Here is a 22,827-nt window from a genome sequence, read left to right as displayed (position 1 = left end):
CCTCTTCCTGACCTACCCCCACCCCACCCCACCCCCACCCCACCCCACCCGCCCGGGCGCGGTGTCCACGAGGTTCGCGTCAAGAACCGCTCGATTTCTGACGCGAACCTCTTGATCACCGCCTTCGGGCGTCGGGATATGTAGCTAGACTACGTGTAGGGTTGCTATGACAAGGGAGCCAACAGCTAGGAAAGAGCCGGCCATGGACACGCTGCTCCTCGCTCGCCTCCAGTTCGCCACCACCACGTCGATCCACTTCCTGTTCGTGGTCGTCACGCTCGGCCTCGTCACCCTGCTGGTCGGCATGCAGACCGCCTGGGTGCTCACCGGCAATCCGAAGTGGGAGCGACTGACCCGGTTCTGGGGCCAGCTCTACGTGATCAACTACGTGCTCGGCATCGCCACCGGCATCGTGATGGAGTTCCAGTTCGGGCTGAACTGGAGCGGCCTGTCGCGCTACGTCGGCAACGTCTTCGGCGCCCCGCTGGCGATCGAGACACTCGTGGCGTTCTTCCTGGAGTCCACGTTCCTCGGCATGTGGATCTTCGGCTGGCACCGACTCGGCAAGGGCGTCCACCTGGCGCTGCTCTGGGGCGTGGCGCTCACCGCGTACGCCTCGGCCTTCTGGATCATGGTGGCGAACTCCTGGCTGCAACACCCCGTCGGGTACGAGGTCCGCGACGGCATCGCCCACCTCACCGACTTCGGCGCGCTGCTCACCAATCCCAGTCTCGGCATGGCGTTCGGGCACGTGGTCTCCGCCGCGCTCCTGGTCGGCGGGATGCTGATGGCGGCGGTCAGCGCGTGGCACCTGATCCGACGTACGCCCGACTTTGCGCTCTTTCGCACCTCGCTGCGGATCGGCCTGGTCACCTCGGCGTTGGCGATCAGCCTCGTGCAGGGCTTCGGGTTCGCCCAGTTCGGGCCGGTCGGCACGGTGCAGCCGACCAAGTTCGGCGGGAACAGTCCTGAGGCGCAGGCGCTGATCGGCGAGTGGACGACGCGGTTCGGCCCCGGCGACTACACCCCACCGGCCCTGGCCAGCGTCGGGCTGGGCTTCATGATCCTGATCGGCTTCACGCTCGGCTGCGTCTGGTTCCTGCTGCCGCTGCTCTTCCGCGACTGGGTGATCCGGCTGCGCTTCCCGCTCTGGCTGATCCTGCTCGGCGCGCCGCTGCCGTTCGTCGCGGTGATCCTCGGCTGGATCGCCCGGGAGGTCGGCCGCCAGCCCTGGGTGGCATACGGGCTGCTCCCTACCGAACAGGCCGTCTCCGGGGTCGGCGCGCCGGTGATGCTCACCTCGCTGATCGGCTTCAGCCTGCTGCTGGGCACCCTCGCCGTCACCAACTGGGTGCTGCTCGCCCGGCACGCGGGCCGCGGCGCCGCCGACCCGGCTCTCGGCCGTCCGCCGGCACCACCCACCGAACCGGCCCAGCCGGAACCCGTGCTCGCCTGAGGAGATCACCCGTGGACCTCGCCTGGTACGCCCTGCTCGGCCTCTTCTTCGCCAGCTACCTCGTGCTCGCCGGCTACGACTACGGCGTCGGGCTGCTGCTCGCCCGGGGCGGCGCGCCCGCCGGGCGACGGGCCGCACTGACCGCCCTCGGCCCGTTCTTCCTCGGCAACGAGGTCTGGCTGGTCGCCGCCGTGGGCATCCTGTTCGGCGCCTTCCCGGTGTTGGAGGGTGAACTGCTCGCCGGCTGCTATCCGGCGGTCGCCGGCGTGCTGGTCGGGGTCGTCCTGGTCACCGCCGGGGTGCAACTGCGTAGCCGACCGGGCGACGAGCGGGTCCGCGCCCGCTGGGACCGCGTGATCGTGGTCGGGAGCGCGCTCGCCGCGCTGGGTTGGGGGGTGGTGCTGGCCGCGCTGTTGCAGGGCGTACCCCGCCAGGCCGACGGGCACGTCGCCGGGGTGTCGCACCTGGCCACCCCGTTCGCCGCCACCGCCGGGCTGGCCATGCTCGCCCTGGTCGCGGTGCACGGTGCGACGTTCCTCACGCTGCGCCTGCCATCCGACGCCGCCGCCGTGGCCGGACGCACGGCCCGTCGGCTGATGCCGGTGGCACTCGCCGCGGTCGGCCTCGCCACCGTCGTCGGCCTGCTCTCCGGCCGGGTACGCGACGCAGTCCAGCGACCGGCGGTGGCCGTACTCCTGCCGGTGTTGCTGGTGGCGGCGCTGCTGGCGGCCCGGACGGCGCTGGCGCGGCGGCGGCCGGGGTGGGCCCTGGTCGCCACCGGCGCGGCGCTGGCGCTGCCGGTGGCGCTCGTCGGCGCGGCCCTCTGGCCCTACGTGCTGGTGTCCACGGCCGACCCGGGCGCCTCACTGACGGTGGCCGACGCCGTCGCCAGTGCGCCGACGTTGCGGCTGCTCGGCTGGGTGGCGCTGCCGCTGCTGCCGGCCCTACTAGGCTTCCAGGCGATGTGCTGGTGGGTTTTCCGGGGACGGACCGACGGTAGGGCACCGGTGTACTGGTGAACCGCCGTCCGTTCGACCCGCGTCTGCTGCGTCGGGTCCCTGCGGCCCGGCGCGACCTCGCCGTGCTCGCGCTGCTCGGCGTGGCCGCCGCCGCGTTGATCGTCGCGCAGGCCACCGCCCTGGCGACGGTGCTGGCCACCGCCTTCGACGGGCGCCTGAACCGGCCGGCGCTGGCGGGCTTCGTGCTCGCCGTCGCCGCCCGTTCGGCGCTGGTCTGGGCGCAGGGCACGGTGTCCGCGCGGGTCGCCGCCACGGTCAAGGCCACCCTGCGGGCCGACCTGCTCGGCGCGGTGGGCCGGCACGGGCCGGGCTGGGTGGCGGGGCAGCGGGCGGGCGAGCTGGCCACCCTCACCGGGCGCGGGCTGGACGCGCTGGACGCGTACTTCACCGGATACCTGCCGCAGCTGGTGCTCAGCGTGACGGTGCCGGTGGCGGTGCTGGCGCGGATCGTCCTCGCCGACTGGAGCTCGGCGCTGATCATCGCGTTGACGCTGCCGCTGATCCCGGTCTTCGGCGCGCTGCTGGGCTGGCAGGCGCAGGCCGCCACCGAGCGGCAGTGGCGGCGGCTCGCCCTGCTGGGCGGGCACTTCCTGGACATGGTCGCCGGGCTGCCGACCCTGCGGGCGTTCGGTCGGGCCCGGGCACAGACCGAGGTGGTGCGCCGGATGGCCGACGGGCACCGGGTCGCCACCATGAAGACGCTGCGGATCGCGTTCCTCTCCGCGCTGGTGCTGGAACTCGTCGCCACCCTCTCGGTGGCCCTGGTCGCGGTGCCGGTCGGCATCCGGCTGCTCGGCGGCGGGCTGGCCCTGCACACCGCGCTGCTGGTGCTGCTGCTCACGCCGGAGGCGTACCTGCCGCTCCGGGCGGCCGGCAGCCGCTTCCACGCCAGCATGGAAGGGCTGACGGCGCTGGACGAGGCGCTCACCGTCTCCGCCGCGCCGGCCACCCCCCGCGCCGCCGAGGGCGCGGCCGTCCCCGACGGGCGCGGTGCGATCCACCTTGAGGCCGTGACCGTGGCGTACGAGCGGACCACCGCGCTGCGCGACGTGACCCTGACCATCCGGCCCGGCGAACGGATCGCCGTCATCGGGCCCAGCGGCGCCGGCAAGAGCACGCTGCTCGGTCTGCTGCTCGGCTTCGTGACGCCGACCGAGGGTCGGGTCACCGTGGACGGGATCGACCTCGCCACCGCCGACCTGGACGCCTGGCGTCGACAGCTCGCCTGGGTACCGCAGCGCGCCCACCTGTTCGCCGCCTCGCTGACCGACAACATCCGGCTCGGCGCTCCGGACACCCGAGCAGAGACGGTCGCCACCGCGGTGCGGGACGCGGCCCTGGACGACGTGGTCGCCGGCCTGCCCGACGGTCTGGACACACTGCTCGGCGAGCGCGGCCACGGACTCTCCAGCGGGCAGCGGCAGCGGGTGGCGCTGGCCCGGGCGTTCCTGCGGGACGCGCCGGTGGTGCTGCTCGACGAGCCCACCGCGCGGCTGGACACGGCCAGTGAGGCGGTGGTGCTCGACGCCACCCGCCGGCTGGTGGCGGGCCGGACCGCGCTGCTGGTCGCGCACCGACCGGCGCTGCTGGCCGACGCCGACCGCGTCCTGCGCGTCGAGGACGGGCGGGTCACCGAGCTGACGCCCGAGCCGACTCCGAAGGTGAGGAGATGAACACCGTGCCAGAGCCGGTGGACCCCGCGCCGGAGGCCGACGCCGTACCGACCGGGCGGGTCGCCGCGGAGCGTGCCGTGCTGCGGCTGGCCCGCCCGTACCTGGGTCGCCTGGCCGGCGCCGGGCTGCTCGCCGCCGCCACGGAGTTCGCGGGTCTCGCCCTCATGGCCACCGCCACGTGGCTGCTGATGAGCGCCGCCGGCCGGCCTCCACTGGACCGCCTCACGGTGGCGATCGTCGCGGTCCGGGCCCTCGCCATCAGCCGGGGTGTCTTCCGGTACGCCGAACGGCTCGCCGGGCACGACGCGGTCCTTCGCATGATCACCGACGTGCGGGCCCGGGTCTTCGCCACCCTCGCGGCCCGTCGCCACACCCCACACCGCTCGGGGGACGTCCTGAGCCGGCTGGTCTCCGACGTCGAGGCCGTCCAGGATCTGCTGCTGCGGGTCCTGGTGCCCGGCGCGGCGGCAGCCCTGGTCGGGGTGCTGGCGGTGCTCGGGGCGGCACTTATCTCCGCACCGGCCGCCGGGGTGCTCGCCGTCGGCCTGGTCGTCGCCGGTGTGGCGCTGCCGGCGCTGGCCACCGTGGTCACCCGACGCAGCGCGGCCGAGGTGGCGCCGCTGCGTGGCGCGTTGGCCACCGACGCCGTCGACCTCACCCACGGCGCCGCCGACCTGGCCGCGTTCGGGGCGACCGACGCCGCGCTGCGCGCCGCCGAGTGGCGGGCCGGTCGGCTGGCTCGCCTGGAACGACGGTTGGCGGCCACCGGCTTCGCGGTGGACGCGGTCGGGGTGCTGGTCGCCGGGCTGACCGCCGCCGCCGTGGTGCTGGTCGCGTTGGCCGCCGACGTACGGGGTGTCCTCGTCGGGGTGCTGGCCGTCGGCACCCTCGCCGCCGTGGAGGTGGCGCTGGCCCTGGTCTCGGCGGCCCGGCAGTGGACCCAGTTGCGGCCCGGCCTGGCCCGGGTCGCCGCCCTCCTCGACGCCGCCCCGCCCGCCCCCTCGCCCTCCGCCGCCGGGGTGGACCCGTCCGGCCCGCACGACCTGCGCTTCGTCGAGGTGAGCGTGCGGTACCGGGTCGGCGCCGCGCCGGCGCTGGACCGGCTGAGCCTGGACCTGCCCGCCGGCCGGCGCATCGCTGTCGTCGGCCCGAGCGGCGCCGGCAAGAGCACCCTGGCCGCGGTGCTGACCGGTGCGGTCCGCCCCACCGCCGGGCACGTCACCCTGGCCGACCGTGACCTGTCCGCGTACGGCGAGCAGGAGTTGCCCCGGGTCGTGGGTGGGCTGCTCGCCGAGGCGTACGTCTTCCACGCCACCGTCCGGGAGAACCTGCTGCTCGGCCGGGCCGGCGCGAGCGAGGCCGAGCTGACCGGGGCGAGCACGGCCGCCGGCCTGCTGGACTGGGTCCGCGCCCAGCCGGCCGGCTGGGACACCCTGGTCGGCGAGGAGGGCGGCCAGCTCTCCGGCGGTCAGCGGCAGCGGCTCGCGCTCGCCCGGGCCCTGCTCGCCGCGCCGCCGGTGCTGGTGCTCGACGAGCCCACCGAGGGGCTGGACCCGGCCGCCGCCGACGCGGTGCTCGCCTCCGCCCTCGCCGCCACCCCCGCCGGGCACTCGGTCCTGCTGATCAGTCACCGGCTCAGCGGGCTGGCCGGCCTCGACGAGATCGTCGTCCTCGACGGCGGTCGGGTGATCCAGCGGGGCCGGCACGCCGAGTTGGTCGCCGTCCCCGGCTGGTACCGGGACCAGTGGCTTCTTCAGACAGCGGCGGAGCGCGGGTACCTGGCGTTCGCGCCCTCAGGGCCTGTTTCATAAGAACTGGCCGGCCTGCGGCGGGCCCGAACGACGACCAGCGGCGTGTTTCGGGGACGGACCAGGGTTGTCCCCGACGTGGACGCCCGCGCGCCCGTGGCAGGGTGGTGCCATGCGGCATGCGGACGACTTCCTGGTCGAGGAGCACCTGCGGGACCTGGGGTCCCGGTTGCAGGGCCCGGCGCGGTTGAAGTCGGAGCTGTTGACCGAGGCGCGTCACGACCTGCTGGACGCCGTCGACGCGTACCGCGAAAGGGGTGTGCCGACCACGGAGGCGCAGCGCCGGGCGGTGGCCGAGTTCGGCGCGCCGGCGCAGGTGTTGCCCTCCTGGCAGGCGGAGCTGGCGGTGGCCGCCCTGCGCGGCCTCTCCCTGCGGATGCTGGCCGTGGCCGGGGTCCTGGTGGCGGCCGGCGACCTCACGTGGCAGGGGTCGAGCTGGAGCGCCGGTCCACAGCCGCCCGCGGCCTACCGGCTGCTGTCCGCCTCGGTCGACTGGATCTGGGCCGGCGGGCTGCTGCTCGCGGTGACCGGGCTGCTGGTGATCTGGGCGAGCGCACGGTCGTCGCGACCCCACCTGGCGGTGGCGCAGCGAGTGGTGGGCGTCGGTCTGACCGGCACGCTGGCCCTCGGCATGGCGGCCGGCGGCGCCCTCTTCGTGTGGTCGATCGACCTGTGGGACGCGGCGCTGACCTGGCCGCCGATGATCGTCGGCATGGTGGTGGTGGGTGCGGGAAACTTCTCGCTGACGCGGGCGGCGCGCAGCTGGGTACGGGCCACCGCCCGCTGACCCGGTCGCCGCTCAGGCGGGGGTGACGGGCGCGCCGCCGGGGTCGAGGAACCGACCGACCGTCACCCGGAACTCCTGCCACCCGGCCCGCTCCCCGGCCAGCGCGCGGCGGCCGGAGTCGGTGAGCTGGTACGTCCGCCGCTCCCGACCGTTGACGGTGCTCCAGGCGCTCGCCACGTGCCCGGCCCGCTCCAGCCTGCGCAGCGCCGGATAGATCGTGCCGGTGGGCAGGTCGAGGCTGCCGTCGCTGCGTGTCCGCAGGGACTCGATGATGGCGTAGCCGTGCAGCGCCCCCTGTTCGAGGACGGCGAGCAGAAGGGCGTCGAGGTGACCGTGCAGCGACTGGGCCTTCATGTGTAGCTACGCTACTTGTCCGGCGGCCGGTCCGCCACCATCGCGCACCCGCAGGTACGAGACGTTCCCCGGCCGGCCACCGGGGTGCGGGCTCCGGGCTTCCCGAGTCGCCGACTAGGGTATGTGCCCAGAGTCACTCGCCGGTCGGAGACCCCGGTGGGTGGGCAACCCGAAGCACACGGAGGTCAGCGTGGCCCGCCAGTCGCCCCAACGGCCCGACGCCGACGAGCCCGAGCTCGACGACACCACCGGCCCGGCCGAGCCAGACGAGGCCGACGAGGCCGACGACACCCCCCGCGCGGCGGTCGACAGGTCGCTCTGGGAAGAGCTGCGGATCGACCCGGTCGAGATCGCCCTACCAGCGGGTACCGGCTTCACGCTGCGCGCCTACCGGACGGCCGGCTCGCTGACCCCGACCGACGTGACCGAGCGCGACCAGGACGACCCGTTCCTCGCCCGCCGCCAGGTCATCGAGGAGGAGGACGACGAGACGGTCGTCATCCTGGACGAGGAGCTGGCCGAGGAGTTCGCCGACGCCGACGAGGAGGAGAAGTCCTCGCGCCGTCGCCGCGACGCCGACGCCGACGGTGATGCCGACGCCACCGCCGACGAGGACGCCGACGAGGACGAGGACGCCACCGACGAGGCGGACGACGAGGAGGTGCCGGTCTTCCTCAGCCACCGGGGCAAGCTGCTGCTGTTCAAGACCCCCGAGTCGCTGGTCAGTTTCGTCCGATCCGGCGCGCCCAACGATCTGTCCCAACTGGACAGCTGGAATGAATTGTCCGAACGGGTGGAGCCGGCCGACATCGTGCCGCTCGACGAGGACACCTACGAACTCGACCTCGTCGTGGAGAACCTGCGGGGCGGCCACGACACCTGGGACTCGACCCTGCTGATCGAGGCCGGCGAGGTCGCCCGCGACCTGTCGTACGCGTTGCGCCTGCCTGCGGTCCTGGACATGCTCTCCGCCGGCTCCAGCCTCGACGACCTGGACGAGGCGCTCCGCGCCACGGCCAACGGCGGCATCGGCGCCTTCATGGGCCGGCGACGGCTGAAGAAGATCGGGGCACAAACCGCGAGTTTGGGTTGGCGCACCATTGTCGGCAAGATCTCTGCGGTGGTGGACTGGCGCGACTGACCCGTACCGGGGAGCATCAGTTGCTGGCAGTAGGAAGACCTGTCCCGGGAGGAGGACGACGCCGTGGCGCTCGTGCGCGTGTACTGCGGTCTGGCCTCGGCGGATTCGGCTGACCGACCGGCCTCGGCCGGTTCGACGCTGACGTCCGCTGTGGTCGACGACGCAGGCCGTCTGCTGCATGTCTGCGAGATCGGCGACGACGCGGCCGGCTACGCCCAGCTCGTCGCGCTGCTCGTGGAGCGGTCGGGCGGGCCGAGCGGTGCGGCCATCGCCGCCGACAGCGACGACCACACGGTCACCTCGCTGTTGAGCGCGGCGGGTCGGCCCCTGGCGATCGCCGACGACGACTCGGTGGACGACTTCGCCGAGCGCTTCGCCGACGACGACTCCCTGGAGGAGATGCAGTCACCCCCGGCTGAGCGCCGGGCCGTCGGCCTGGCCCGCGCGTTGCAGGCCGGCGCTCTCTCCGCCGTCACACTGCCGGCTCCCCGGGACCTCGCCGGCTACAAGCAGGTACTCGCCGCCCACGCCGCCCTGGCCAGCGGCCGGCACTCCGCCGCCGTGGCGCTGCGCGAGGTGCTGCGGGAGCTGTATCCGGCGGCGCTGCGCGCGTACCCGGACCCGGCCGAACCGGTGTCGCTGGCCGTGCTGGACGCACTGCCCGAGCCCGGCATGCTCGGCGGCACCATCGCCCGTGGCCGCGAAGTCTCCGTCGCCGCGGACGCCATCGCCGCTCACCTCGCGGCGGACGGGGTCGCCGACGCCGAGGAGATCAACGAGGCGGTCACCGCGCTGCGGGTCGCCATCTCGGAGACGCCACGTCGCGCCGCCGTCAACCGGGCGCTCACCTCTGCCGTGGCCGAGACGGTCCGGCAGGCCGTCGCCTCCGTACGGGCCTGCGACGCGGGCTGTGAGGCGCTGGTGAGCGCGCTCAGCGCCCGCGTCAGCACCCCCGCGCCGATTCCCGGCCGTCGGGCCGCCGCCCGACGCGGCGAAGCCGTCGGCGAGCTGACCGGTCTCGCCGGCACGGGCGCGGGCAGCGGCCTGCGCTCCGTCCGACCGACCCCGACCCCCGCCGAGCCCACGCCCGTCGGTGGCCGACGCAGCCGGCCGGAGCCCGCCCCGGGCAGCTCTCCCCTGGCCTCGCCTCGGCCACTCGGTCCGCCACCGGTCGCACCCGCTCCGGTCACCCCGCCACCGGTCGCGCCCGCACCGATCGCGCCCGCCGCCGTGGCCGGCCCGCCGGTGTCCGCGCCACCCGGTCGTGCCGAGCCGCTCCCGAGCCGGATCGACGGCCCGACCAACCGGCCGGTCTCGTCGCCTCCGCCCCCGCCACCGGGGATCACCCCGATCGCGCCGACCCAGCGGGGTGCGGTGCCACCGGCCGAGGCGGGCGAACCGTTCCGGCCCACGCTGACCACCGCCGCCATCAACAGCGCTCGGGCCGAGCGGCAGCGCACGGTCATCCCGCCCCGCCCGAAGACCAACGGCGAGCGGCAGGGCCACCCGCAGCGGCCGTCGGTCCAGGACCCACCCACCGGTGGGTTCAGCGTCACCGACCTCAGCATCCCGGTGCCCGCTCCCCGGCCGGAGCAGGAGTTGTCCGCCCCCCCGGGGTCCCGGGCGAACTGGCCTCTGGTCAACAACCCGGAGGACCCGGCCGACAGCTCGCCGAACAATCCGGTCGCCTACCCGTACGGCGGTAACCGGGGCGTCGAAGCCCCGACGGACCCGGGTCGGGCCGACGGGCGGGTCACGCCACCCTGGCTGGCCGATGACCTACCCCAGGAACCTCCCATGCTGCGGCTGGTCGAGCCGCCGCCGCTGGCCGACCGGGCGCTGCGGGAAGGGCTCAACCCACCCTCGGGCGAGCCTCGCCTGGACGCTCCGCCGCTGCGGCTGGTCGACCGTGAGCAGGCCAACCGCAACGGCCGTCCGGCACCGCTGGTCGAGCGGGCCGCCGAGCACCGGCCGCCGCCCCCGGTCGAGCACCGGCCGCCGCCGGTCGCCGACGAGGGTGACGGCGACCTGCTGATCTTCGCGCAGGCCAAGTCCGCCTGGTTCGTGGGCCACGGCGACGACGAGTCCGACCTGGACTGGTCGACCACCGCCGACACCGGATGGCAGGCCGCCGAGCAGGCCGCCCGCCCCGCGGTCGGCGCCGAGACCAACGCCGGCCTGCCGAAGCGCGTTCCGCAGGCCAACCTGGTCCCGGGCTCCCCGTTGCGCGAGGAGCGTCCACTCCGGATCGTGCGGGACGCGGCGAGCCTCGCGGAGAACACCACGGGTTACTTCCGTGGCTGGCGTCGCGGTCAGGAGATCGGCGGCTTCGCGGTGGGCGGTCGTCCGGGCCGCGAGGCCGCCGGCGGTTGGGACTTCAGCCGCGACCACGGGGACCGCGACGACGACCGCGAGTACGAGTACCGGTCGGCCGGCTACCAGTCCTGAGCGCCTCGGTAGCGTCCGTTCCTCCTCCCGCCCCCACCGCCGACATGGCTGGGGGCGGGAGTGCGTTCAGGAGCGAACTCGGCGGGCCGCGCCGTCACGGGCGGCACTGCCCGCGACGCACAGAATCCTGGAAGGGCCTCTGCGGGCCGTTCCAGGATTCTTGGTCGCGCGCGTGGGTGGGTGGGCAGCATCGCCCGCCCGGTGGCGGTCGGAACCACCACCGGGCGCGAAAGCCTACCGGTCAGGCCGGGGCGACGGCGCGGGTACGACGCATGGTGAGCACGTACTCGACAAGCGAGATCAGCACGTGCTTCGTCGACTCCCGGTTACGGGCGTCGCAGGCCACCACCGGCACGTCGCTCGAGATCGCCAAGGCGTCCCGGACGTCCTGCGGGTCGTGGTACTGCATCCCGTCGAAGCAGTTGATGGCCACCAGGTACGGCAGCCGCCGGTGCTCGAAGAAGTCGATCGCCGCGAAGCAGTCGGCCAGCCGGCGGGTATCCACCAGCACGACCGCACCGATCGCACCCCGCACCAGTTCGTCCCACATGAACCAGAATCGGGTCTGACCCGGCGTACCGAACAGGTACAGGATCAGGTCACGGTCGATCGAGATCCGGCCGAAGTCCATGGCCACCGTGGTCGTCGTCTTGCCCGGCACCTGCCGGGTATCGTCGACGCCCACGCCGGCCGAGGTCATGATGGCCTCGGTGGTCAGCGGCGTGATCTCCGAGACCGAGCCGACCAGCGTCGTCTTACCGACGCCGAATCCACCGGCGATAACGATCTTCGCCGACGTCACGCGCCCACTCGGGGTCGGTGGGCGGTGCGACATGTCAGAGCCTGCGAAGTCCACTCAGCACCCTCTCCAGCAGTTCAGTGCCCACCGCGTCGTCGGAGTCGTCCAGGATGGTCGGCTCGTGGACCGCGACCAGGCCGTCCGTCGCCATGTCGGCGATGAGCACCCGGGCCACACCGAGCGGCAGCTGCATCCGCGCCGCGATCTCGGCGAGCGATTGCACGCGTCCGTCACACAGCGCGGCGATGTACTGGTGTTCGCGGCCCTGGCCGCCGCTGCCATTGGCAGTGGCCCGGCCGCGCACCGTCGTCTCGACGAGCGCCTCCAGCGCGATGTCGAGCCGGGGACGGGTTCGACCACGGGTCACGGCGTATGGACGGACCAACGCTCCGGTCGGTTCGTCACGATCGGCCATGTCGCCGCTCACCTCCTTCGCACCCCGTACCGGCTCCCACCGGTGGAACTCGTCGTCCTTGTCGTATCAGTTGCGCCGACCGCACGATCGGCGAGACGTCAGCCCAGCATGCCCGCGGCCGCGCGCGGCTGCGGGGTCAGGGCGTCGCCCACCCGGTCGACCAGTAGCGCCATCTCGTAGCCGACCTGCCCGACGTCGGAGCTTCGGGCCGCCAGCACGGCGAAGGAGGAACCATCCGAGATGGACATCAGGAACAGGAAGCCATTGTCCATCTCCACGACGGTCTGCAGCACCGCGCCTCCCTCGAAGCAGCGGGCCGCTCCCTGGGTCAGGCTGACCAGACCGGACGCGATCGCGGCGAGCTGGTCTGCCCGGTCCCGCGGCAGGTCCCGTGACGACGCGAGGAGCAGGCCGTCCGCCGAGACGGCGACCGCGTGTGCGACACCCGGCACCCGATCGGCGAAGTTGGCCAGCAGCCAACCAAGATCCTGCGTAGTTGTCATCCTTCTTGCTCCTTCTGCCCGCTCCCGGCCGCTGAGCCTGAGCCAGACTGCGAGGATTGCTGCCCTCCCGGAGTCTCCTCCGGGCTGGTCGGGTTGTCCGAGGTGCTACGCCCTCGCTGCACGCCCCGATGGTAGGCGGAGAGCAGGCCACGGACCGCCTCCGGGGAGCGCCGCTGGACCGAGGTGACGGGCTTCTCCACCGCGCCCGGCACCAGCTGCGCCATCGGCTTGCGCTTGGGCAGGCCGGTCGTGGTGGTCTCGTTCACCGGCGCCGCGCTGGCCGCTGCCGAGGCGGCACGCCAGCCGTCGTCGGCGGCGGTCTGCCAGCCGTTGCTCGGCGATTGGGGCCGGCGGTTCGGTAGGCCCTCGGCGAGGTCGGGGCGTCCGCCACCGTTCGCTGTCGACCCGTTGTCCCGCGGCGCTCCTCCGGCCGTCGGAGTGTCTGCCATCGGTGTGTTACCTGTCGTTCCGGGTGGTGTCTTGACTGCCCGACCGGTGGCATCGACCGTGGCGAACTGTTGGGTCGCGTCGCCGCCGTTCGTCGACGGCGCGGCACCGGCCTCCTCCGAACCCGGACGGCGGGTACGGAACCAGGCGGACTCAAGCTCCCGGAAGATCGGCAGCTCCATCGTCTCGTCCGCGTACCGCTGGCGGTTCTGGGCCTGCGGCTGCTGCGGTGCCGGGCGGGCCGACGACGTCTGGGCCGGCGCGGCCGGCATCGACGATACCGGCGTCTGCGGGGCAGCGACCGGCGACGCCTGCGGCGCGGGAGCCGGCGGCTGGGCCGCGGTGGTCGGCTGCTCGCCAGGGCGCGGCACCCGGGGCAGCTCCGTCGTCATGTCCAGGGCGGCGGCGAGCCGCTCGGGCACCGGCGGGGTCTGCGTGTCCCGCTCGCCGCCGGGAACCGGCGGCCAGGCCGGCGGCGCCGGGGTGCCGGGCGCCGGTGCGGGCGGGGCGGACCGGGGGGTGAAGCCGCTGAACGACTGGCCGGAGACCGGCGGCGCCGAGTACGGCTGACCGGAGGCCGGAGAGGCCGAGACGGGCGCGGCGGACACCGGCGGACCGCCGTACGGCGCACCCGAGTACGGCTGGCCGGAGTACGGCTGACCGGACGCGGGCGAGGCGGAGACCGGCGGGCCGGAGTACGGCTGGGCGGAGTACGGCTGGGCGGAGACCGGCGGCGCGGAGTACGGCTGGGCCTCCGGGCTGCTGGGCAGCTGCCGGGGGATGGTCGGCTGCTGGCCGCCGTTCGGCTCGTCGCCGGCCCGGCGCTGCGGCAGTGGGTCGATGGACTGCCCGTTGGCCGAGCGCGGGGTGAACCCGTCGCCGCCGTTGACGCCGTTCGTCGCGCTCGCGCTCGCGCCGGTCAGGTCCGACCAGGCGGGCATCGAGCGGTACGCGCCGGTGTTGGCGGGCGTACCGGAACCGTTGCGCGATGCCGGGTCGAATGGCCGACCGCCGAGGGTGACCTGGTTGCCGGACTCGCCGGGGCGCGACCCGTTGCCCAGCGCGGGCAGCGCGCCGAGAACCGGCGACGGCGGGGTGGACTGCGGACCGGCGGCGGGCAGGGCCGGCGGCTGCTGGACCCGGCCGGAGAGCGCCCGGGGCACCAGCACCGAGGTGGGCATGGTCACGTCGGCGACCGTGCCACGGTCGGACCCGGGACGCAGCTCGACGCGCACGCCGTGCCGCGACGCCAGGCGGGCGACCACGACCAGGCCCATCATGCGGGAGACGGCCACGTCCACCTGGGGCGGCGTCGCGAGCTTGTCGTTGAGCTCGTGCAGCTGCTCGCGGCTGATGCCGATGCCGCGGTCCTCCACGTAGAGCGAGGCGCGGTCACCGACCCGGCGGGCCTCCACCATGACCTGCGAGTCCGGAGGCGAGAACGCGGTGGCGTTGTCGAACAGCTCGGCGACGAGGTGCACGAGGTCGTTGACCGCGTGCGCGGCGACCTCGATGTCCCGGTCGATGACGCCGAACTCGATACGGGTGTAGTGCTCGACCTCGGACTGCGCGGCGCGCAGCACGTCGATGAGCGCCGCCGGCTCGCGCTGCACGCGGGTGGAGTCGGCGCCGGCGAGAACGAGCAGGTTCTCGTCGTTACGCCGCATTCGGGTGGCCAGGTGGTCGAGCTGGAACAGCTCGGCCAGTCGGTCCGGGTCCTCCTCGCCGCGCTCCAGCCGGTCGAGGTGCCCGATGAGGCGGTCGACCAGGATCTGCGAACGACGGGCCAGGTTGACGAACATGGTCGCGACGGAGGCGCGCAGCGCCGCCTGCTCGGCGGCCGTACGGACGGCTTCGAGGTGGACGGCGTTGAACGCCTCGGTCACCTGACCGAACTCGTCCTTGCTCCGGACCGGCAGCGGCTCGGCGATCTGGTTGGCCAACTGCACCGGGGAGAGCTGCCCGACGACCTGCGGGTCGCGCAGTCGGGCCACCGCCTGCGGCAGGCCGTACTGGGCGACGGAGAGGGCGCCCTGGCGCAGTTCGCGCAGGGACCGGGCCATCGAGCGGGCGACCAGGTACGCGAAGAGGATGGCCAGCAGCAGCATGCTGAGCAGCAGGCCGGTCTCCAGGAACACCTGGCGCTGGACGTCCGACCGGATGTTGTCGGCCTCGGCGACCACGTCACCGTCGAGCTTCGTCTCGACGGCGCGGATCAGCTTGGCGTTGGCCGTCATGGCCGATTCCCACTGGTCCGGGCCGAACGGAGCGCCGCGCATGTCGCCGGTCGTGTTGCCGTCGATCCAGCCGATGTAGTTCTGCGCCTCGCGGCGGTCACCACCGGCGACCGTCTGGTCGTGGAACTTCGCCTCGTCGGGGCTGGCCACCGCCTTGAAGCTCTGCAGCGCCTGCTGCTGGCCGGTGCCGCTGGCGATGTAGTCGGTGCGCAGCGCCGGGGTCAGCCGCTGACCACCCTGCACGCCGAGCGCGCGGTGCACGACGACCCGCCGGAGCGAGAGGAACTCCTTCTCCCGGGCGACCGCCGCCGCGGCCCGCATCCGGTCGCTCAGCTCGTTGTTGCCGGCGAGCTGGGTGGCGGAGTCCCGGATGGCGAGCAGGTCGTTGATCAGACCCTCGTACGCCTGGACCGCCTCGGCGAGCTTGAGCTTGCCGTTGAACACCTGGCTGCGGACGCCCGGCAGGTCCTTGAGGTTCTGGTCGATGCCGCCGAGCACGCCCTCAAGGCTGCCCGGCAGGTCCTCGATGTCGCCCCGCTGCTGCCGGTAGGGGGACATCGCCTGGTCAACCCGGCTGTTCGCCCGGTTGTAGGCCTCCTGGTACTGCGCCTTCGGCTGCGTCCCGGTCGCCTGCAGCAGCAGGACGGCGGAGGTCCGCTCGTCCTGGAGCTTGTCGACCAGCTCACCCGAGTAGCTCGACAGATTGGCCAGGTCGCCGGCCCGGTTGGCATTGTTGAGCGTGTCCAGGTGGTCGACGAGACCACTGGTGCCCACAACGACCGTGGCGATGGTCGGCACGATCATGATGAGACCGAGCTTGGACCAGATCGGCATGTCCCGGAGTCGACTGGCCGGCCGGCGCAGTCGCGACAGGAAGGAGCCCGCCGTCTTTGGCCGTTTGCTCACGTCACCGCCCTCGCGATTACAGCTTGAAACGCGTTGCCCCGGGCAACGCCCAGCGACCGACCCGGCGGGTCGGACCCCCGAGATTCCATCACGCCGCTCGACAAGAAGAAAGCCCAGGTTGTCACCGGCCGAGAGTGTGATGAGATGTTGATGCGATTTGATAGCAGTCCGTCTGGCCGGAGTAACTGAAGGTAATGGATCATCCCCACCGTGTTGTCCTGCTCGCCGGCCCCTCAGGCTCCGGAAAGTCGTACATAGCGCAGCAAACCGGCTTACCTGTGCTGTGCCTTGACGACTTCTACAAAGACGGCGATGACCCTACGTTGCCGCGACGAAACGGCCAGGTCGATTGGGAATCGCCGCAGTCCTGGGACGCCTCCACGGCCGTCGAAACGATTGCGCGACTGGCCCGCGAGGGACGTGCCGATGTGCCGGTTTATGCGATCGGCGCGGATCGACGGGTGGCCACCCGGCCATTTGATGTCGACGGATCGCCACTTTTCGTGGCCGAAGGGATTTTCGCCGCCGAGATCGTCGAGGAGTGCCGCCGCCGTGGGCTGCTCGCCGGGGCGTACGCGCTGCGCCGCCCGCGCGGAGCGACGTTCCTGCGCCGACTGGCCCGGGACCTGTCCGAGCAGCGCAAGGCGCCCCGGGTGCTGGTCCGGCGCGGCGTGGCCCTGCTGCGGGCCGAACCCGAGGTGCTGCGCCGCCAGACCGGGTTGGGCGCCGAGGCGGCCCGGGCCCGGGAGGTGCTGCGCCGGGTGGCCGGCCTGCTCGCCGGCCACCACACCCACCACCGACAGGACCACCCGCACGGCTGACGAGGATCAGGCCAGCAGCTTGGCGTACGCCGGCTTGATCACCTCGTCGATGATCCGCAGCCGCTCGTCGAACGGGATGAAGGCGCTCTTCATCGCGTTGATGGTGAACCACTGCAACTCGCGCCAGCCGTAGCCGAACGTCTCCACCAGCAGCGACATCTCCCGCGACATCGACGTGCCGCTCATCAGCCGGTTGTCGGTGTTGACGGTGGCCCGGAACCGCAGGTCCCGCAGCAGACCGATCGGGTGCTCGGCGATCGAGGCCACGGCACCGGTCTGCACGTTCGACGACGGGCACAGCTCCAGGGGAATCCGCTTGTCCCGGACGTACGCGGCCAGCCGACCGAGCGTGCCGTCCGGGGCGATGTCGTCCACGATCCGTACGCCGTGACCGAGCCGGTCCGCGCCGCACCACTGGATCGCCTGCCAGATCGACGGCAGCCCGAACGCCTCACCGGCGTGGATGGTGAAGTGGAAGTTCTCCCGCTGGAGGTATTCGAAGGCGTCCAGGTGGCGGGTGGGCGGGAAGCCCGCCTCCGCGCCGGCGATGTCGAAGCCGACCACGCCGGCGTCCCGGTGCCGCACGGCCAGCTCGGCGATCTCCTGCGAGCGGGCCGCGTGCCGCATGGCGGTGAGCAGCGTGCCCACCCGGATGGTCAGGCCCGCCTCGGCGGCCTGGGCGGTTCCCTCGGCGAACCCGGCCAGCACGGCCTCGACGACCTCGTCCAGGGTCAGGTCCCGCTCCAGGTGCTGCTCGGGAGCGAAGCGGACCTCGGCGTAGACGACGCCGTCGGTGGCCAGGTCCAGCGCGCACTCGCGCGCCACCCGGCGCAACGCCGGTCCGGTCTGCATGACCGCCACGGTGTGCGCGAACGTCTCCAGGTAGCGCTCCAGCGACCCCGAGTCGGCGGCCGCGGAGAACCAGCGTCCGAGCGCCTCGGGGTCGGTGGTGGGCAGCTCGTGCCCCGCCTCGGCCGCCAACTCCACGATCGTCGCGGGACGCAGCCCGCCGTCGAGGTGATCGTGCAGCAGCGCCTTCGGGACCTTGACGATGTCCTCGTACCGGGTAGTTGCGACCATGCCCAGACCCTAGTCACCTGCGGCGGTCGGCCACGCCAGCCCGCTCATCCAAGCCAGCCGTAGACGCGGTCGACGGCGAGTCGCAGGACCACCCGCCCGTCGGCGACCATCGCGGCGCGGTAGTCCACCCAGTCCGGGTGGTCGCCGCGGATCCCCCGGTAGACCTCGACCAGTTCGTCGACCTCCGCGTCGCCGGTCGCCGATGCCGGCTCGGTGAGCGTCACGGTTCCCTCGGCGACCGCGTACGCGCCGCCGTCCGGCGTGGTCACGTGGAAGCTGGCCCGGGGGTCACGGCGCAGGTTGCGCACCTTGGCCCGGTCGCCCGTGGTGGAGCAGCGGATCAGCCCGGGTTCGGCCAGGTAGTCGAGGTTCGACAGTTGGGGTCGGCCGTCGCGGCGCAGGGTGACGAGCACGCCGCGCCCTCGGGCGCCGAAGAGGTCCCACAATTTGGTTGACATGTCATCGACCGTAGGAGGCGATTCGATGACATGTCAACCAAGACGTTAGGCTGAGCGGCATGGAAGCGACCCGGTGGCTGGACGAACGCCAGGACCGCGCCTGGCGGGGCTACCGCCGGATGCGTCGCCTGCTCGACCTGGAACTGGCCCGGGAGCTGACCCAGGACGCCGGCCTGTCCGAGCCGGACTACGACGTGCTCTCCGACCTCTCCGAGACGCCGCAGGGCCGGCTGCGTCTCAGCGAACTTGCCGACCGGATGCTCTGGTCCCGCAGTCGACTCTCGCACCACCTGACCCGGATGCAGCAGCGCGGCCTGGTGACCCGGCAGGAGTGCCCGGACGACGCCCGTGGCGCGATCGTCGTGCTCACCCGGGCCGGTCGGAACGCCATCGAGGCCGCCGCCCCCGGCCACGTGAGCGCCGTCCGGCAGCACTTCCTCGACCTGCTCACCCCGGCCGAGGTCGAGGCGCTCGGCGCGTTCACCCACCGGGTCGTCGACCACCTCGCGCAGAGCCGCGCGCCTCGTCCCCGCCGGGGCCCGGAGGCCTGACGTGGACCCGCGCATCCTCGACCGGCTGAGCTGCCCGGTCTGCGGCGAACCGCTGGCCGAGACCGCCGCCGGCAACGCCCGTGCGCTGCGCTGCCCACGCCGGCACACCTTCGACGTCGCGCGTCAGGGCTACGTGAACCTGCTCACCGGTCGGGCGCCGCACGTCGGCGACAGCGCCGAGATGGTCGCCGCACGCGCGGAGTTCCAGGCCGCCGGCCACTACGACATCATCTCGACGGCGCTCGCCGCCGCCGCGACCGAGGCAGTCGCGCGGCTTCGCGCCACGCCCGCTTCCGATGAGCCAACAGCAGGGGTACGCATCGAGCGCTCTGACGCGTACCCCCTGGTGGTGGACGCCGGCGCGGGCACGGGCCGCTACCTCGGCGCGGTGCTGGCGGCGCTGCCGGACGCCGTGGGTCTGGCCCTGGACGTCGCCAAGCCGGCGCTGCGACGCGCGGCGCGGGCGCACCCCCGGGCGGCTGCGGCCCTCGCCGACACCTGGCAGCGGTTGCCCCTGGCCGACGGTGCGGCGGCGGTGCTGCTGAACGTGTTCGCCCCGCGGAACGGCCCGGAGTTCCACCGGGTGCTCGACCGCGCCGGCACGCTGCTGGTGGTGACGCCCGCCGACGAGCACCTCACCGAGTTGGTGGACGCCCTACGCCTGCTCCGGGTGGACCCGGACAAGGCCGACCGGGTGACCGCCACCCTGGGCGGCCACTTCACGCCGGTCAGCTCGACCGTGCACCGCGCGGAGCTGACCCTGACCCGGCCGGAGATCGCCACGCTGGTCGGGATGGGTCCGAGCGCCTGGCACACCGACCCGGCCGCGCTCGCCGAACGGCTGGCCGCGCTGCCCGAGCCCGCCCGGGTGTCCGTGGCGGTCCGGCTGGACGCCTACCGGCCCCGCTGACCTCAGGTCGAGAGGTCGACCTCTTCCCAACCGGGCGGCTCGTCGTGGTACGGCCCGCGCAGGATCACCGCCCACTCCAGCGCCCAGCGCCGCTGCCCGATCGCGTTGGCGTCGACCAGGCCCGGCAGGGGGCGACCGTTGCGCTCGGTCTCCAGGTACGCCCAGTCCAGGCAGTAGTGCAGGTCGAGCAGGGCCGCCGCGTCGGCCGGATGCTGCGGCGCGGCGAGGATGCGGGACTGCCAGCGCCCGAAGGTCTCCCCCTCGGCGATGTGCGGCAGCCGCTCGACCAGCCGATCGTCCACCGCCAGGGTGGGGTCGAGCTGCTTGCTCAGCCCCAGCACCCAGGCCAGCGCGAAGAGCGCGTCGTGGTGCAGCACGAACGAGCGGTGGTCACCCTTGCCGCCCATCACGAACTGCCACTCGGGTGGGGTGACCATCTCGACCAGGTGCGAGCCGAGCAGCCAGCTCATCGCCGCCTGCGGGGGCATCCCGAAGCAGCGGGCCAGGATGAGGTGCAGCACGGCGATCCGGGCCTCGATCTCGGCCCGGGGACGCAGCTCGATCGCGTCACCCGGCTCCCACACGAGCGGAAACTGGGCCGGTGGCAGCGGCAGACCGAGCCGGGACAGCTCGTCCAGGCTCGCCTCGCGCACCTCGCGCGGGTCGGGGGCAGGTACGGTCACGGGGCAACTTCCTGTCTGCACGCGACGCCTTTGGCCTGCGACAATAGCGCTCCCAGGTGACTGGCACCACGCCGGCCCGACCCCGGCCCGGTCAGCCGATCCGCTCGATGACCAGCGGTGCCGCGCTCGGCGCGGTCGGCGCAATGTGCACCGCGCGACTTGCCTCCGCCAGAGCCGCCGGAATTCGGGTCGAATCCTCCGCGCGCAGCTCGTAGAGAGGGTCGCCGGCCCGCACCGCGTCGCCCGGCCGCCGGTGCAACACCACACCGGCCGGCACGCTGACCGGATCCTCCTTGCGGGCCCGGCCCGCGCCGAGCCGCCAGGCCGCAACCCCCATGGCGTACGCGTCGACGGCCGCCACGTATCCGTCCCGGTCGGCCCGGACCACCTCGACCTCGGGGGCGGCCGGCATGGGCGCGTCCGGGTCGCCGCCCTGCGCCCGGACCATCGCCCGCCAGGAGTCCATCGCCCGCCCGTCGCGCAGGGCGGCCTCCGGGTCGGCGTCCGGCAGGCCGGCGGCGTCGAGCATCTCCCGGGCCAGCGCGAGGGTCAGCTCCACCACGTCGGCGGGGCCGCCCCCGGCCAGCACCTCGACCGACTCGGTCACCTCGACCGCGTTGCCGATGGCCAGGCCGAGCGGGGTCGACATGTCGGTGAGCAGAGCGACCGTCCGGACGCCGTGCGCGCCACCCAGCTCCACCATCGTGCGGGCCAGCTCGCGCGCCTGGTCGACGGACTTCATGAAGGCGCCCGAGCCGACCTTGACGTCGAGGACCAGCGCGCCGGTGCCCTCGGCGATCTTCTTGCTCATGATCGAGCTGGCGATCAGCGGGATCGCCTCGACGGTGCCGGTCACGTCGCGCAGCGCGTACAGCTTGCGGTCGGCGGGAGCCAGCCCCGCGCCCGCCGCGCAGATCACCGCGCCGACCTCGCCGAGCTGGCTGATGAACTCGTCGTTGGTCAGCGCGGCCCGCCAGCCCGGAATGGACTCCAGCTTGTCCAGCGTTCCGCCGGTGTGCCCGAGGCCGCGCCCGCTGAGCTGCGGAACGGCCGCTCCGCAGGCGGCCACCAACGGGGTGAGCGGCAGGGTGATCTTGTCGCCGACGCCGCCGGTCGAGTGCTTGTCGACGGTGGGACGCCGGACGGCCGAGAGGTCGAGCCGCTCACCGCTGGCGATCATCGCGGCGGTCCACCGGGCGATCTCCGGGCCGGTCATGCCGTTGAGCAGGATGGCCATGGCCAGCGCCGACATCTGCTCGTCGGCGACGATCCCGCGGGTGTAGGCGTCCATCACCCAGTCGATCTGCGCGTCCGACAGCACACCCCCGTCCCGCTTGACCCGAATAACATCAACAGCAGCAAAACTCATCAGAAGATCTTCCTAGTTCTCTGGGGAACCGGCCGCGTTCCGTTAGCAGGTCAGGGATTGGGCCGACGTGCCCGGCGGAGGGATCAAGCCTGACCGCCCGGAGCCGGGCACGGTCGGCCCAATCCCCAAAGCTCAGCCCCAACGAACCGGGATCTCCAGAGGCGGCTCCCCCTCGCCGGCCCAGAAGATCGTGCCGGTCTCGTCCACCACGACGACCCGGGGCGTCCGGGCCATTCCCCAGGTGATCGCCTCGGCGGGATCGTCCCAGCTCGGCGCCTCCTCCAGCACACCGGTCTCGGCGCCCGCGTCGTCCCCGGCCGACCGCTCCCAGTACGCCGTCCAGACCTGCTGCCCGGCGGACATGTCCGGGTGCACGAAGACGGTGCCGCGACCGCGCCAGGCGGCCAGCCGCTCCGGGACGACCGGCACCGGCGTCTCACCGGTGACCGCCTCCAGGTCCTGGACGCCGAAGGCGTGCGGCAGCAGCTCGGCCATCCGCAGCGGGCGGGTCTTCGTCTCGATCAGGCACTCCGGGCCGCCGTTCTCCCAGAGGAGTTGCCGGCACCGGCCGCACGGCATCAGCGGCTCGCCGGTGGCGTCGACGCAGGAGAGCGCGACGAGCCGACCGCCACCGGTGGCGTGCAGGCTGGACACCACTCCGCACTCGGCGCAGAGCGTCACCCCGTACGCGGCGTTCTCCACGTTGCATCCGACCACCACACGACCGTCGTCGACCAGCGCGGCCGCGCCGACGGGAAAGGTCGAGTACGGGGCGTACGCGTGCCGCATCGCCTCAACGGCGGCAGCGCGCAACCGCGCCCAGTCAATGTCGCTCATAGCACCATTCTCCGGAAAAACCCCCAACCCCTGCAGCGGTGATCAAGAGGTTTGGGGGAGGGACGGGGGTGTGGCGGACGGAAACCACGTGATGAAGACAAACAGGGGGGGGGTGAGCCCCTGAT

At 73.2% G+C, this 22,827-nt stretch carries 20 protein-coding genes; 10 read left to right on the top strand and 10 right to left on the bottom strand.

Features of this window, described 5'->3' with window-relative positions; all coding sequences use genetic code 11:
* Positions 1–202 precede the first annotated feature (202 nt).
* The 5 genes from AB0J36_RS27265 (at position 203) to AB0J36_RS27245 (ending at position 6,743) form a co-directional block, all read left to right on the top strand.
* Entirely contained in the window at positions 203–1,456 is a 1,254-nt protein-coding gene (locus AB0J36_RS27265; RefSeq protein ID WP_357397224.1) for a cytochrome ubiquinol oxidase subunit I, read from the top strand.
* Between the two features lie 11 nt (positions 1,457–1,467).
* On the top strand, positions 1,468–2,475 hold the full coding sequence (locus AB0J36_RS27260) for a cytochrome d ubiquinol oxidase subunit II (protein WP_363661278.1): 1,008 nt from the start codon (positions 1,468–1,470) through the stop codon (positions 2,473–2,475).
* Complete coding sequence (gene cydD, locus AB0J36_RS27255; RefSeq protein WP_357171834.1) at positions 2,472–4,148, top strand: thiol reductant ABC exporter subunit CydD; 1,677 nt, start codon at positions 2,472–2,474, stop codon at positions 4,146–4,148. The genes AB0J36_RS27260 and cydD overlap by 4 nt, the downstream gene beginning before the upstream one ends.
* Positions 4,145–5,959 (top strand): thiol reductant ABC exporter subunit CydC, encoded by a 1,815-nt coding sequence (cydC, locus tag AB0J36_RS27250; protein WP_363661277.1) that lies wholly within the window; start codon positions 4,145–4,147, stop codon positions 5,957–5,959. The genes cydD and cydC overlap by 4 nt, the downstream gene beginning before the upstream one ends.
* 109 nt (positions 5,960–6,068) lie before the next feature.
* Positions 6,069–6,743 (top strand): permease prefix domain 1-containing protein, encoded by a 675-nt coding sequence (locus tag AB0J36_RS27245; RefSeq protein WP_357171836.1) that lies wholly within the window; start codon positions 6,069–6,071, stop codon positions 6,741–6,743.
* Positions 6,744–6,755: 12 nt separating this feature from the next.
* On the opposite strand, the gene AB0J36_RS27240 is transcribed toward AB0J36_RS27245, so the two are convergent.
* Positions 6,756–7,097, bottom strand: a complete 342-nt coding sequence (locus AB0J36_RS27240) for a helix-turn-helix transcriptional regulator (RefSeq protein ID WP_357130377.1) — start codon at positions 7,095–7,097, stop codon at positions 6,756–6,758.
* 160 nt (positions 7,098–7,257) lie between these two features.
* Here AB0J36_RS27240 and AB0J36_RS27235 point away from each other — a divergent pair, with 160 nt between their 5' ends.
* Together AB0J36_RS27235 and AB0J36_RS27230 are read left to right on the top strand one after the other, a co-directional pair.
* Positions 7,258–8,238 (top strand): DNA primase, encoded by a 981-nt coding sequence (locus tag AB0J36_RS27235; protein ID WP_357171837.1) that lies wholly within the window; start codon positions 7,258–7,260, stop codon positions 8,236–8,238.
* Between the two features lie 39 nt (positions 8,239–8,277).
* Positions 8,278–10,686 (top strand): transposase, encoded by a 2,409-nt coding sequence (locus AB0J36_RS27230; RefSeq protein ID WP_357130434.1) that lies wholly within the window; start codon positions 8,278–8,280, stop codon positions 10,684–10,686.
* 241 nt (positions 10,687–10,927) lie between these two features.
* On the opposite strand, the gene AB0J36_RS27225 is transcribed toward AB0J36_RS27230, so the two are convergent.
* The 4 genes from AB0J36_RS27225 to AB0J36_RS27210 form a co-directional block, all read right to left on the bottom strand.
* Positions 10,928–11,521, bottom strand: coding sequence for an ATP/GTP-binding protein (locus AB0J36_RS27225; protein ID WP_334628720.1), 594 nt, complete (start codon positions 11,519–11,521; stop codon positions 10,928–10,930).
* Between the two features lies 1 nt (position 11,522).
* Positions 11,523–11,900, bottom strand: a complete 378-nt coding sequence (locus AB0J36_RS27220; protein ID WP_357130437.1) for a DUF742 domain-containing protein — start codon at positions 11,898–11,900, stop codon at positions 11,523–11,525.
* Between the two features lie 98 nt (positions 11,901–11,998).
* The gene (locus tag AB0J36_RS27215; RefSeq protein WP_007455462.1) at positions 11,999–12,403 is read right to left on the bottom strand and encodes a roadblock/LC7 domain-containing protein; all 405 of its coding nucleotides are present in this window, start codon (positions 12,401–12,403) and stop codon (positions 11,999–12,001) included.
* Positions 12,400–15,993: a nitrate- and nitrite sensing domain-containing protein gene (locus tag AB0J36_RS27210; RefSeq protein WP_357130383.1), complete on the bottom strand. Its 3,594-nt coding sequence runs from the start codon at positions 15,991–15,993 to the stop codon at positions 12,400–12,402. Before AB0J36_RS27210 ends, AB0J36_RS27215 begins: the two co-directional genes overlap by 4 nt.
* A gap of 503 nt (positions 15,994–16,496) precedes the next feature.
* Between AB0J36_RS27210 and AB0J36_RS27205 the strand changes: the two genes are divergently transcribed.
* Positions 16,497–16,814: a hypothetical protein gene (locus tag AB0J36_RS27205; protein ID WP_355048938.1), complete on the top strand. Its 318-nt coding sequence runs from the start codon at positions 16,497–16,499 to the stop codon at positions 16,812–16,814.
* A gap of 6 nt (positions 16,815–16,820) precedes the next feature.
* Here AB0J36_RS27205 and AB0J36_RS27200 read toward each other — a convergent pair whose 3' ends face one another.
* Complete coding sequence (locus AB0J36_RS27200; RefSeq protein ID WP_363661276.1) at positions 16,821–17,894, bottom strand: adenosine deaminase; 1,074 nt, start codon at positions 17,892–17,894, stop codon at positions 16,821–16,823.
* 44 nt (positions 17,895–17,938) lie between these two features.
* A complete protein-coding gene (locus tag AB0J36_RS27195) occupies positions 17,939–18,352 on the bottom strand; it encodes a PPOX class F420-dependent oxidoreductase (protein ID WP_363661275.1) in 414 nt (137 codons plus the stop codon).
* A gap of 59 nt (positions 18,353–18,411) precedes the next feature.
* On the opposite strand from AB0J36_RS27195, the gene AB0J36_RS27190 reads away from it, so the two are divergent.
* Both AB0J36_RS27190 and AB0J36_RS27185 read left to right on the top strand, forming a co-directional pair.
* Positions 18,412–18,903 carry a MarR family transcriptional regulator gene (locus AB0J36_RS27190; RefSeq protein WP_357130392.1) on the top strand — a complete coding sequence of 164 codons (492 nt, stop codon included), beginning with the start codon at positions 18,412–18,414 and terminating at the stop codon, positions 18,901–18,903.
* 1 nt (position 18,904) lies between these two features.
* Positions 18,905–19,813 (top strand): putative RNA methyltransferase, encoded by a 909-nt coding sequence (locus AB0J36_RS27185; RefSeq protein WP_357171839.1) that lies wholly within the window; start codon positions 18,905–18,907, stop codon positions 19,811–19,813.
* 2 nt (positions 19,814–19,815) lie between these two features.
* Here the strand turns inward: AB0J36_RS27185 and AB0J36_RS27180 are convergent, their stop codons facing one another.
* From AB0J36_RS27180 to AB0J36_RS27170, 3 genes are all read right to left on the bottom strand, one after another.
* Entirely contained in the window at positions 19,816–20,496 is a 681-nt protein-coding gene (locus AB0J36_RS27180) for a DUF4272 domain-containing protein (protein WP_357130398.1), read from the bottom strand.
* Positions 20,497–20,587: 91 nt separating this feature from the next.
* A complete protein-coding gene (locus AB0J36_RS27175) occupies positions 20,588–21,868 on the bottom strand; it encodes a thymidine phosphorylase (RefSeq protein WP_363661279.1) in 1,281 nt (426 codons plus the stop codon).
* 129 nt (positions 21,869–21,997) lie between these two features.
* Entirely contained in the window at positions 21,998–22,702 is a 705-nt protein-coding gene (locus tag AB0J36_RS27170; protein WP_357171840.1) for a cytidine deaminase, read from the bottom strand.
* Between the last annotated feature and the right edge of the window lie 125 nt (positions 22,703–22,827).

The sequence above is a fragment of the Micromonospora sp. NPDC049662 genome (genome assembly GCF_040675055.1).
Taxonomy (GTDB): Bacteria; Actinomycetota; Actinomycetes; order Mycobacteriales; family Micromonosporaceae; genus Micromonospora.
Note: the sequence above shows the minus strand (reverse complement) of the source record. Positions and strands in the feature narration are given on the sequence as shown.